We start from the raw sequence: 10,788 nt of genomic DNA on the forward strand, positions 1-10,788 counted from the left end.
CAGAAATGAGCGGCTTATGCAACCCACCCCGCAAATGTCGTTCCTGAGAGGAAGCTGGATGCAACGAGAGTCCCGCCTCGAGCGGGCATCGGTTCACACTCGCGAAAGGAACACATCATGGGATTCTTCGGATTTCTTCTCCTCGGCCTCATCGCCGGCGCCATCGCCAAGCTGATCCTCCCCGGAAAGCAGGGTGGCGGCTGGCTCATCACGCTGGTGCTCGGCGTCGTCGGCGCTCTGCTCGGCGGATTCCTCGGCAGTGTCCTGTTCAACGCTCCGCTGCAGGACTTCTTCTCGCTCCAGACCTGGCTCCTCGCCATCGGTGGTTCGATCATCGTTCTGCTGATCTACGGCCTCATCGTGGGTCGTCGCGCCGCGCGCTGATCGACGACGGAAGGCCCGGGGCGATTGGACCGCGTCCCGGGCCTTTCCCTGTCTTCGGTCGTTCACCCGCTTTACTGGGCAGGATGCCGAAACACCGCCGCCTCCGTTTCCTCCTCGTTCTCGCGGGGGGATCGGTGGCGGCGTTCCTCGTGGTGTGGCCGCAAGGTGTCGGCATCCATCGTCTTCCCCTCATCGCGAATGCGATCTCGCTCCGTGCGCTGCTGGCCCTCGGATTCGGGGTTCTCGCGCTACTGGTCGCCGGTGTGGCCGTGTGGCGCCGCCGATGGGGAGTGGCCGCGGCTCTCGCGCTCGCGCTCGCCGCGGCATCCGTGGGCAACGGCGCCGTGCTGCTGACCCGCGGAGGGGGAGCGCCCGTGCAGCCGGGTGAGCTCACGATCGCCGCCTGGAACACGTACGGAGGATCGGTCTCTCCCGAGACGATCGCCCGGATGGTGCGCGAGACCGAGGCCGATGTCGTCAGCCTTCCCGAGACCGATGCGATCGCGGCGGCCGAGGTCGTCGGCATCCTGGATCGGGAGGGCATTCCGATGACTCACGACACCGTGGCCGCCGCGCCGGACGGCGAGTCCATCCCGACGTCGATCCTCATCTCGCGCGAACTCGGCGACTACGCACTCGACGCCGGGATCGGTTCGACCGTCGGCCTCCCGAGCGGCGTGTGGAGACCGGTCGACGGCTCAGGACCGATCCTCGTGGCCGCGCACCCCCTGCCGCCGCTCCCGGGCGTCACCGACCGCTGGGAACTCGGGCTCGAGTGGATCGCCGGACGCTGCGCCGAGAGCCAGGTCATCGTCGCGGGCGACCTCAACTCCACGGTCGATCACTTCAGCGGCCTCGGACGCGGGGGAGGGCAGATCGGCGGATGCCGCGACGCCGCCGCCGACGCGGGCTCGGCCGCCGCGGGGACCTGGCCCGTCCGGATGCCCGTGGGGCTGGCATCGCCGATCGACCACGTGCTGGTCGGCTCCGCGTGGCGCGTGAACGGCTTCGCCGTGCTCGACGGTTACGACGCTGCGGGCAGCGATCACCGCCCCATCGTCGCGACGCTCAGCCGCAACTGACAAGTCAGGTCGTGCGGGTGATGTCGACGCGAGCGTTGTGCGCTGCGACGGACACGATCAACGGCACGAAGAAGACCGCGGCGATCACGGTCGCCGAGACGACCGCAGCTATCCAGGGCTCGCTGTCGATGGCCCTGCTCGTCATGCCGACGCCGAGGATCGCCGCGCCGATACCGAACGCGCGGGCGGCGACGGCGCGGCCCGGCGCTTTACGCGGATTCGCCCACATCGGCAGGCGCTCACCGGCATAAGCCCGCAGCGTTAGACGGATCGACCAGAACCAGAGCGCGGCGCCGATGACGACGAGAATGCTCCACGCCCATTCGCTCGTCATGCCCTCAGCCCAACACGGATGATCAGAGCGGTCAACCGGGCAGCCGCGGGCGCCTGCCGCGCGGGGCCGCCCGCCATACCCCGACCCCGCGCGGACGGCTCAGGATGCGGGTGAAACCCTCGGCATCCGCCGTGCGGGGGGTCGGTTCTTCGTCACTCGTCGGCACCGCGTCACTCCAACGTCGGCGGCAACACGTAGACCACGTCGTCGCCGTCGCGCTCGTGCTCGACGAAACCGATGCGGGCCAGGACCGCGTGCGAGGGCTGATCGTCGACGGAGACGCACGCGTAGAGGGGCCGCTCCGCTTCGTGCGACGTGAGCAGCCGCAGCGCTTCGGTCGGGGCGTCGTCGTGCGCTGAGGGCGAGACCGCGAGCAGGATCTCGCGCTCGCCGTCGACGTCGAGAGCGGCGGCGAGCCCGACCACGGCGTCGTCCTCGACGATGACGTGCGCGTCGACCTTCGCGTCGTCGCTCCAGCGGTCGAAGGCCGCCCGATCGTCGAACGTGGCGCGCGGCCACGCGGAGGTGCTCGCCGACACCGCGCGAAAAGCGGGATCCCGGTCGTCGTCCTGAAGGGCTCGCAGCTCGATGTGGGGCATGGCGTCACGCTAACGGGAGCGGGGGAGCGGGCCACCGCCCTTGTGCGCTCAGGCGAAACCGTGCAGGGCGAGGAAGGTCCACGTGGCGCCGTTCGTGTCGCGACGGGCGATCTGCTCGTGCAGATGGCGGAACAGGGTGTCGCGCGTGCCGTCGTCGACGCTCATCCAGCCCTCGAGATTGCGACGCAGCACGAGATCGATCTGCACGAAGGTCTTCTGGAAGACGACATTGCGCGAAATGGCCACGAGGTGCGAAGCCAGGGCCATCATCGCGCTCACGTAGTCGGGTGAGTTCTCGGCGGAATGCAGCTCTTCGACGATGCGCGCCGTTTCGACGAGTTCGTCGTCGGAGCAGCGTGGCAGGGCCACGTGCAGGACGGCGGCGATCGTGTGCGCGGCGTACTCGCGCATGTCGTTGCGAGCGCGATCGGTCAGGGCGGCCACGCGGGTGTACCGGTTCGCCGCGACTTCGACCAGCCCGATGCGCTCCAGCCTCTGCAGGGCCTCGCGCACCGGAGTGCGGGAAATGCCCATGAGCGTTGCCAGTTCGACATCCCGCAACCGGTCACCCGCCTGGAGCCGACCGTCGACGATCGCCTCGCCGAGGGCCCTATAGGCCTCGTCGACGAGGGCGGAAGCACGCCGACGACTATCCATCAGCCGGATTTTACGGCCCTCGGTTACCACAGCACATGGCCAGAACTTGCTGATTCTTCGTTTTCGTGTCGCGCGCGGGCCTCTGCGCCGGTAAAGTGATCGCCGTCACGCCTCGCGTGACATATCCGGGGGGATCCGTCGACGCCCGGGCTTCGAGCTTGCTCAGCCCGGGCGTCGTATGGGCTTACGGCGTATGACGCCGCGCAACGTTTGTGTCACGGACCCGTGCGCGAGAAGAGTCCGGCCGTTACCGTGAAGGCACAGACCGGCGCGCTCGGCGCCGGCTCAAGCGGAAAACGGCACAACGAATGAGCACGCAGGGCACGGTCAAGTGGTTCAACTCCGAAAAGGGCTTCGGCTTCATCGCCCCCGATGACGGCAGCCAGGACGTCTTCGCGCACTACAGCGCGATCCAGTCGGGCGGTTACCGCTCGCTCGAAGAGAACCAGCGCGTCGAGTTCGAGGTCGCCCAGGGCCCCAAGGGCCTGCAGGCGGAGAACATCCGCCCCCTCTGATCTTCTCCGGCTCCGGCCGGTCGGGCCCCGGTCGCGCGTTCTTCGCGTCGGCCGGGGCTTTCAGCGTTCGTGGCGCACGAGGTCGACCCCCGCAGCGGCGAACTGGCCCAGCGTCGCGTGCGGAAGGAACGCTCGCGTGAGGGCGGCGCCGATGCGGGTCAGATCCACCTCGTCGCGGTAGAGCAGGTACATCGTCTCGTAGCGCGGGTGGAACTTCTGCTTGAACCGGTGCAGCGAGGCGAAGCCGTAGACGGGCTCGAGCATCGCGGCCATACGCTCCTGCAGATCGGCGATGGCGCCAGCATCCGCGGGGTACTCATGGGCCAGCGGAGCACCCGACAGGGACATGATCTGCGCCCCCTCCGCGGAGAACTCCCGGGCGGACGCACCGATCAGGAACTCCATCACGGGCCCGAAACCGCCGTCGCGCCGGCGCATCAGGTCGAGCGTCCACCCGCGGATCCCGCCCTCGCCGTAGATCGGGAGCCACGACAGGAAACCGTCGACGTCGCCCTGCGGCGACACCGCCAACGCGAGGCGCACCTCGGGATCGGCCGCCTCCTGCAGCGTGCCCAGGGTGAAGCCCATCTCGGGCAGCCCCTTATCGCCCACCCAGCTCTCGGAGATCGCGCGAAGCTGCTGGCGCACGCCCCAGGTCTCGTCGGAGAGTCTCGACAGGCGGAAGGTCATGCCCTCGCGCTCGCCGCGGTTGAGCGAGGTGCGCACCGCGCCCCACGCCTTTCCGGTGAACTGCAATCCCGGAAGATCGACCACGGTGTCGTCGGCGACGACGATGCGCCGCCAGTCGCCCGGGACGGCGTCGGCCGTCGCGTCTCCGGCGCTGAAGAAGCACGGCGCGAGACCCGCGGCCTCGGCGGCGTCGATGAACGAGCGGACGGTCCGATCGCGGGAGGACGGGGGACCGAGCGGATCCCCGAGCGCCAGGGCCACCCCGGAGCGTCGCTGGTAGGCCACAATCCCGCGGCCGAAGCGGGCGTACGACATGCCGTCCCACGTCGTCATCCACGACAGTGTGCCCCCGCCGCTCGCGTGCAGCTCTTTCTTCACGTCCTCCACGGTCGGCGCAGGCGTTTCCCCGAGCGCCGCGCGCGGCCGGGCGCGGAACGCGGCCCGCACCAGGAAGAAGTACACGGATGCCACGAGCCACAGCGCCGACGAGGCCAGAACGCTGGTGAAATCGGCATCCAGATCCGCTTCGATCCCGGTGAGGCCCACCAGGAGCAGGACGGCGCAGAGGAGGACCACGAGCAGGAGGTTCAGGGCGCTGTAGAGCATCACGACGACCCACGCCCAGCGGCGGCCGCGGCGCAGAGCGGTTGCCACCACGAGAACGACGAGCGTGTTGACGGCGACGTCGATCCACGAGCCCGAGGTCGCCGCCGACGAGCCGAACGGACCGGTCATCGGGGCGACGTATCCGAGGATCTCGAACGCGCCGAGGGCGCACAGCACCACGAAAGCGATCAGGCGCTGCTCGCGGACGCTCACGCGCTGAGGTCGCAACGACCGGTCGACACCGAGCACGAGGGCGACGGCGAGGACGCGCTCGAGGTCGGGAAGCGAGCCGTAGTAGAGGAAGGTGAGGGCCAGGCCCGCGATCAGGACCGTCCAAGCGCGCAGCCGCCACGGAGAGGGGAGCAGGGCGAGAGCCGCGGCGAGACACGCGAAGACGCCGCCGGACGGACCGACGTCGAGGGCCATGGCCTGCTGCTGAGCCCACGGCCACGGCAGGAAGGCCGCCACCCAGAGGAGCAGCGACGCCGCGAGGATCGAGAAGAGCTGCCCCACGGTGAAGTACGCGGCGGCGACGCGGGTGCCGCGGCGCACCTCGAGGAAGCCCATCCCCACGAGCGTCGGGATGCCGACGAGGTACAGCCAGGGCGCACCGACCACGAACGTGCCGGTGACCGGCGTCCACCAGCGACCGGCCTCGAGGGCGGGAAGACCGTAGGCGAGCAAGGCGAAGGCGTCAGAGGCCGTGAACGGGCTCCACAGGGCGCCGGTGGCGACGCCGACGACCACGAGGACGCCGACCAGGACGAGCGTGGCCGGTAGTCGGCGCGCGAGCTGCGTCGCCCGTCGGAACGTCGAGTTCTCCGCCATGCCGCTCACGATAGGGCACGGTCGTTGCGCCCGCGGGGAGCAGGTGCGGCGGGCGGCGGCTCAGGCCACGGGATCGGAGACGGCGTGCCACCCGGCACGCGCGTGGGCGAGGGCCTGCTCCGCATCGGTCGCCGCCCGAGCCGCGGCCAACTGCCGACGCGCGTCCTCGAGGCGCAGGCGTTCGCCGATCGCGGCGGTGGACCCGCGGGCCTCGGCGGCGGCGAGCGGCGCGCGCGCACGCGAGGGTGCCGGGGAGGGCGGCACGAGCGGCCTCGAGACGCTCGCGGGGGCTCATCGCGTCGCCGAGGGCGTCGTCGCGCGTCTCGCGGACCCGGGCGACGGTCGCGATCGCCCACCGCGGCCGACGGGCGGCTTCCGCCGCGGCCAGGTCGAGGTCGCGCGCCGCGGCGCGCAGACGGTCGAGGGCGTCGGGTGCCGCTTCGGCCGGGCGGCGGGATGCCGACGCTGTAGCCGCCTCGATCTCGGCCCGCGCGGCAACGAGTTCGGCGTCCGCGTTCTCGGCCGCCTGCAGGGCGATGCGATGCGCGTCTTCGACGGCGCGCAGCTGCCGTTCGGCGCGCAGGAGCGCGGCGGTGGCCACGACGAGGTGGCCCTCATCGGGCTCGGACGCCGCGCGCCCGAGGGCGTCGTCGACCTCACGGAGGGCGTCGGATGCCGCCCGCGCGGCCGTCTCGGCATCGTCCCGGTCTTCGCGCGTGAAGCGATCGCGCAGAGCGGCCACCAACGGCTCGGGGTCGCCCGTCGTCTCGATCAGCTCGTCCCGTCGACGGCGGGTGAGCTCCAGGAGGTCGGCCGGGGTACGGTGCGCCCGCGCCCACTCCTGCAGCTGCTCCCGAGTGCGCTCGACTCGTCGGATCTGATCGTCGAACCCGACGCGCAGTCTGCGCGCGTCGTCGGCACGCCGGGCCGCGACGCCCGTGTCGCCCTCGAGCCGCGAGAGGTCGGCGAATCCACGGTCGCGCGCCCGGACGGCCGCCGCGCGGGCTCGGCGGAGATCGGCCGGCTCGTCCGCGGCATCCATCGCATCGACGGCCCGGAAGGCCACGTCGAGCCGGGACACAGCGTCATCCAGGCGCAGGAGCCCCTCGCCCGCTGCGGTCACGGCCCGCGCAGCCGTCGCGCGAGCCCGCGGGGAGCGACGAGAGAACCGCGCGGCGGTCACGATCACCGCGACGATCAGGGCCGCCACGAGCAGGGCGACCGCCGCGGGGATCACCCCCTCGAGCTCAGACACCGGCGGGGGCGTCCGATTCCGACGAGTCGTCGATCAGCAGAAGGGCGCGGAGCTGGTCGACGTCGTCGACGGCGGCCTGAGCGCCGTCCGCCTCGTGGGGCCAGCTGAAGCCCCAGCGCACGAAGATCACCGGCACCCCGGCATCCGCCCCTCCCTCGACGTCGTGGTGTCGATCGCCGATGAGGATGGGGCGCGAGGTGTCGGCCCCGGCGGCCTCGAGGCGACGCAGCGCCTCGCGCACGACGTCGGCCTTGGTGCTCAGGGTGCGCTCGTCGAGGGTGGCGCCGACCATGGCCTCGAGGGAGGGGGCGAGACCGAAGTGGTCCATGAGGGCGACGACCTGCACCTCGGGCTTCGAGCTCGCCGTCGACTGCGGGATGCCCGCCGCGTGCAGCTCGTGCACCAGATCGCCGACACCCGGATACAGGCGCGCGCTGACCGTGTAGCCCTCGCTCTTGTTCAGCCCGCGATAGAAGGTGACGGCCTCGGTCGCCTGCTCGGGTGTCATGCCCACGTTCACCTGGAACGACTCGTACATCGGCGGACCGATCCAGCGCGACAGCTCTCCGCGCACCGGGGGCGTCCGCCCGAAGTGCTCCAGCGTGATCGTCAATCGGCGGAGGATGCCCTCCGATGCGTCGACGAGGGTTCCGTCGACGTCCCACAGGACGCAGGAGAAGGGAGAGCGTGCAGACATGCGTCCACGCTACCGGCGCGGCATCCGCCCGGCTCGATCCGGCGCGGTCAGAACAGGCGCGGAGCGCCCGACTGCACGCCCTTCATCTCGTCGTAGTCGAGGACCAGGCACCGGATGCCGCGATCGGTGGCGAGGACGCGGGCCTGCGGCTTGATCTCCTGCGCGGCGTAGACGCCCGTGACGGGTGCCAGCAGGGGGTCGCGGTTGAGGAGTTCGAGGTAGCGCGTGAGCTGCTCGACGCCGTCGATGTCGCCGCGACGCTTGACCTCGATCGCCACCGTTCCCTTGCCGTCGTCGTTGCGCAAGAGCAGGTCGACGGGTCCGATCGCGGTGGGGTACTCGCGGCGCACGAGGGTGAGGTTCTCGCCGACGACCGAGACCTGTTCGGCCAGCAGCCGCTGCAGGTCGGCCTCGACGCCGTCCTTGATCAGGCCCGGGTCGACGCCGAGGTCGTGGGCGGTGTCGTGGATGACCTCGTGGATGCGCACGAGAAGCGCATCACCTGTTTTCGCGTGGGTGACGCGCCACCGCTCGATCACGCCGTCTTCGACGTCGACCTCGTCGGGCTGCTCGAGGGTGAGCGAGCACGGCGGGCTCATCCAGTTCAGCGGCTTGTACGAGCCGCCGTCGGAGTGCACCAGCAGACTGCCGTCGTTCTTGTGGACGAGCAGGCGGGTGGCGAGGGGGAGATGCGCGTTGAGGCGGCCGGTGTAATCGACGGAGCAACGGGCGATGACGAGACGCACCCACTCAGCCTAATTGCGCCCCGCCGCGTCGCGTCGCGCGGGCTCGGCCTCCGCCTTCTCGGCGGCGACCAGCGGCTTGGCCGCGCCGGAGAAGAGTCCGGATGCCACGATCAGGCCGACCACGATGAGCAGGGTGTTGAGCAGGCCGATGTGGTCGCCGATCCATCCGAGGATCGGGGGACCGCAGAGGAAGGCGACGTAGCCGATGGTGGCGGCCGCGGCCACGCGGGAGGCGGCCTTGGCGGGGTCGTCGGCGGCGGCGGACATGCCGATCGGGAAGCCGAGCGAGGCGCCGAGGCCCCACAGGGCGGCGCCCACGAAGACGAGCGGGCCGTACGGAGCGAGGATGAACAGCAGCAGGCCCGCGGCGGCGGTGCCGGCGAGCACCCGCAGGACGAGCACGCGCCCGAGGCGATCGACGACGGGACCGCCCGCGATGCGGCCTACCGTCATGGCGACGGAGAACACCGCCAGGACCGCCGGCCCCGCCTCTTCGGGCGCGCCGTGGCCGTAGACGACCGCCGAGGGCAGCCAGTCGTTCGCGCTGCCCTCGGCGAAGGCCATGCCGAGCATGATGACGCCGAGCGTGTAGGTGCGCGGCTCGCGCCAGGCCTGCAACGACACCGAGAGGCGCTCGCGCCAGTGGGCGCGCTCCTCGTCGGCGGGGGCGTCCATCGCGACCTCTGCCCGCGGCACGTTCGCGACCGACACGAAGGCGACGACGATGATCACGACCCCCATCGCGACACAGTGGGCGATCACCGGGATGCCGAGGCTTACCGCGACGAAGCCGAGGCCCGCTCCGATGACGGTGCCGAAGCTGAAGAAGGCGTGCAGCAAGGGCATGATCGTGCGCCCGGTGGCCTTCTCGAGTGCCGCTCCCTCGACGTTCATCATCACGTCGACGGCGCCGTTGCCGAATCCGAAGAGCGCGAGGCCCACCAGGGCGACGGCGAACAGCTGCAGGGAGTCCGCCCCGAAGCCGATGATCATGAGCCCGATGCCGACGAGCAGCAGGGCCACGAGCATTCCGCGGCGCGCGCCGATGCGCGCCATCACGGCCGGGGCGATCGACAGGCCGATGATGGATGCCACGCCCATGCCCAACAGCAGGAGCCCGACGCCGGAGTTCTCGATGCCGAGCGATTCGCGGATCGCGGGCACCCGCGACGCCCAGGTGGAGATGCTGAGCCCGCTCGCGAGGAAGATGGCGCAGATCGCGATGTGCCAGCGGACGAGCTGGGATCGGGTGAGCGTCGAGTGCATGTCGACACTGTACCGAATCGATTCGACGCATATCGAATCGATTCGGCAAGGCGCCCGGTCGGCAGGTACGATCGGCCCGTGAGCACCCGTCGCGCGACCATCAGCGATGTCGCCCGTGAGGCCGGCGTCTCGGCGTCGACCGCCTCGGTGGTGTTCAGCGGCAAGACGCCCACCTCGCAGGCGACCCGGGCCCGCGTGCTGGCCGCCGCCGAGAGCCTGGGCTACACCGGACCGGATCCGCGCGCGGCCTCGCTGCGTCGCGGACGCTCGGGCATCGTCGGCGTGGTCTTCGACCAGCACCTCGGGACCGCGTTCCTCGATCCCGTGACCACCCACATGATGGACGGACTGGCCGACGGCGTCTCGCGCCTGGGTGCCGCGCTCCTGCTGCTGCGCGACGACGGCGAAACGGTGAGCGAACCGTCGTTGCACACCGCCCCCATCGATGCCGCCGTGCTGATCGGCTGCAGCCCGCGCATGCGCGATTCGCTCGAGATCGTCCGAGGTCGCGGCATCCCGGTCGTGGTCGTGGAGGGCGACGCGGGTGAGGGCGTGCCGCAGGTGCTGCTCGACAACACCGCGGCCCAGCGCGCGGCCGCGCGTCACCTGTCGGCGCTCGGCCATCACGACGTCGTCATCGTCACCCTCCCCACCGACACCGCTCGTCGCCGCGGCTGGATCACCGACGACGCCGAGGTTCGCGTCGACGTGACCGCCGACCGTCTGTCCGGAGCCCGCGCGGTGTTCCCCGACGCGCCCGCGGTGGCCGCCGCGTCCAGTTCTATCGACGAGGGCACCATCGCCGGTCGGGCGATCTTCGCCGATCCCGACCACCGCCCGACCGCCGTCATCGCCCAGAGCGATCTGCTCGCGGCCGGGGTGATCCGTGCGGCCGAAGAGGCGGGGCTCCGCGTCCCGGACGACGTGAGCGTCACCGGATTCGACGGCGTGGTCGTCGACGGCCTCGCCCCGCACGTGCTGACCACGCTCGTCCAACCCGCCACCGCCAAGGGTCGGGCGGCCGGTGAGGCGGTCGCCGCGATGCTCGAGGACGAGACGCCCTCGGGGCTCGACCTGCGGTGCACCTTCCGCGAGGGGACCACGACCGCTCCGCCGCGTACCACATGAG

At 71.0% G+C, this 10,788-nt stretch carries 12 protein-coding genes; 4 read left to right on the plus strand and 8 right to left on the minus strand.

What is annotated here, in order from left to right; all coding sequences use genetic code 11:
* The first annotated feature begins 117 nt into the window (after positions 1–117).
* Positions 118–384 carry a GlsB/YeaQ/YmgE family stress response membrane protein gene (locus OVA26_RS02725; RefSeq protein ID WP_056225127.1) on the plus strand — a complete coding sequence of 89 codons (267 nt, stop codon included), beginning with the start codon at positions 118–120 and terminating at the stop codon, positions 382–384.
* An 83-nt stretch (positions 385–467) separates the two neighbouring features.
* Positions 468–1,466: an endonuclease/exonuclease/phosphatase family protein gene (locus OVA26_RS02730; protein ID WP_268102879.1), complete on the plus strand. Its 999-nt coding sequence runs from the start codon at positions 468–470 to the stop codon at positions 1,464–1,466.
* 4 nt (positions 1,467–1,470) lie between these two features.
* On the opposite strand, the gene OVA26_RS02735 is transcribed toward OVA26_RS02730, so the two are convergent.
* The 3 genes from OVA26_RS02735 to OVA26_RS02745 form a co-directional block, all read right to left on the minus strand.
* Positions 1,471–1,800: a hypothetical protein gene (locus OVA26_RS02735; RefSeq protein ID WP_074694493.1), complete on the minus strand. Its 330-nt coding sequence runs from the start codon at positions 1,798–1,800 to the stop codon at positions 1,471–1,473.
* Between the two features lie 170 nt (positions 1,801–1,970).
* Positions 1,971–2,399 (minus strand): GNAT family N-acetyltransferase, encoded by a 429-nt coding sequence (locus OVA26_RS02740; RefSeq protein WP_268102880.1) that lies wholly within the window; start codon positions 2,397–2,399, stop codon positions 1,971–1,973.
* Between the two features lie 48 nt (positions 2,400–2,447).
* Positions 2,448–3,056 carry a GntR family transcriptional regulator gene (locus OVA26_RS02745; protein ID WP_268102881.1) on the minus strand — a complete coding sequence of 203 codons (609 nt, stop codon included), beginning with the start codon at positions 3,054–3,056 and terminating at the stop codon, positions 2,448–2,450.
* A gap of 308 nt (positions 3,057–3,364) precedes the next feature.
* On the opposite strand from OVA26_RS02745, the gene OVA26_RS02750 reads away from it, so the two are divergent.
* Positions 3,365–3,571 carry a cold-shock protein gene (locus OVA26_RS02750; protein ID WP_056225145.1) on the plus strand — a complete coding sequence of 69 codons (207 nt, stop codon included), beginning with the start codon at positions 3,365–3,367 and terminating at the stop codon, positions 3,569–3,571.
* A 60-nt stretch (positions 3,572–3,631) separates the two neighbouring features.
* Here OVA26_RS02750 and OVA26_RS02755 read toward each other — a convergent pair whose 3' ends face one another.
* The 5 genes from OVA26_RS02755 to OVA26_RS02775 are packed head-to-tail and all read right to left on the minus strand — an operon-like array spanning position 3,632 to position 9,659.
* Positions 3,632–5,614, minus strand: coding sequence for a bifunctional lysylphosphatidylglycerol flippase/synthetase MprF (locus tag OVA26_RS02755; RefSeq protein ID WP_268104855.1), 1,983 nt, complete (start codon positions 5,612–5,614; stop codon positions 3,632–3,634).
* On the minus strand, positions 5,562–6,950 hold the full coding sequence (locus tag OVA26_RS02760) for a hypothetical protein (RefSeq protein ID WP_268102882.1): 1,389 nt from the start codon (positions 6,948–6,950) through the stop codon (positions 5,562–5,564). Before OVA26_RS02760 ends, OVA26_RS02755 begins: the two co-directional genes overlap by 53 nt.
* Entirely contained in the window at positions 6,943–7,647 is a 705-nt protein-coding gene (locus OVA26_RS02765) for an HAD hydrolase-like protein (protein WP_268102883.1), read from the minus strand. The genes OVA26_RS02760 and OVA26_RS02765 overlap by 8 nt, the downstream gene beginning before the upstream one ends.
* A gap of 47 nt (positions 7,648–7,694) precedes the next feature.
* Entirely contained in the window at positions 7,695–8,393 is a 699-nt protein-coding gene (nucS, locus tag OVA26_RS02770) for an endonuclease NucS (protein ID WP_074694487.1), read from the minus strand.
* A gap of 9 nt (positions 8,394–8,402) precedes the next feature.
* Positions 8,403–9,659 carry an MFS transporter gene (locus OVA26_RS02775; protein WP_268102884.1) on the minus strand — a complete coding sequence of 419 codons (1,257 nt, stop codon included), beginning with the start codon at positions 9,657–9,659 and terminating at the stop codon, positions 8,403–8,405.
* Between the two features lie 78 nt (positions 9,660–9,737).
* Between OVA26_RS02775 and OVA26_RS02780 the strand changes: the two genes are divergently transcribed.
* Positions 9,738–10,787, plus strand: coding sequence for a LacI family DNA-binding transcriptional regulator (locus OVA26_RS02780; RefSeq protein ID WP_268102885.1), 1,050 nt, complete (start codon positions 9,738–9,740; stop codon positions 10,785–10,787).
* The last annotated feature ends 1 nt before the right edge of the window (position 10,788 follow it).

Origin of the sequence: Microbacterium sp. SL62 (assembly GCF_026672635.1) — a bacterium.
GTDB classification, from domain to species: domain Bacteria; phylum Actinomycetota; class Actinomycetes; order Actinomycetales; family Microbacteriaceae; genus Microbacterium; species Microbacterium testaceum_A.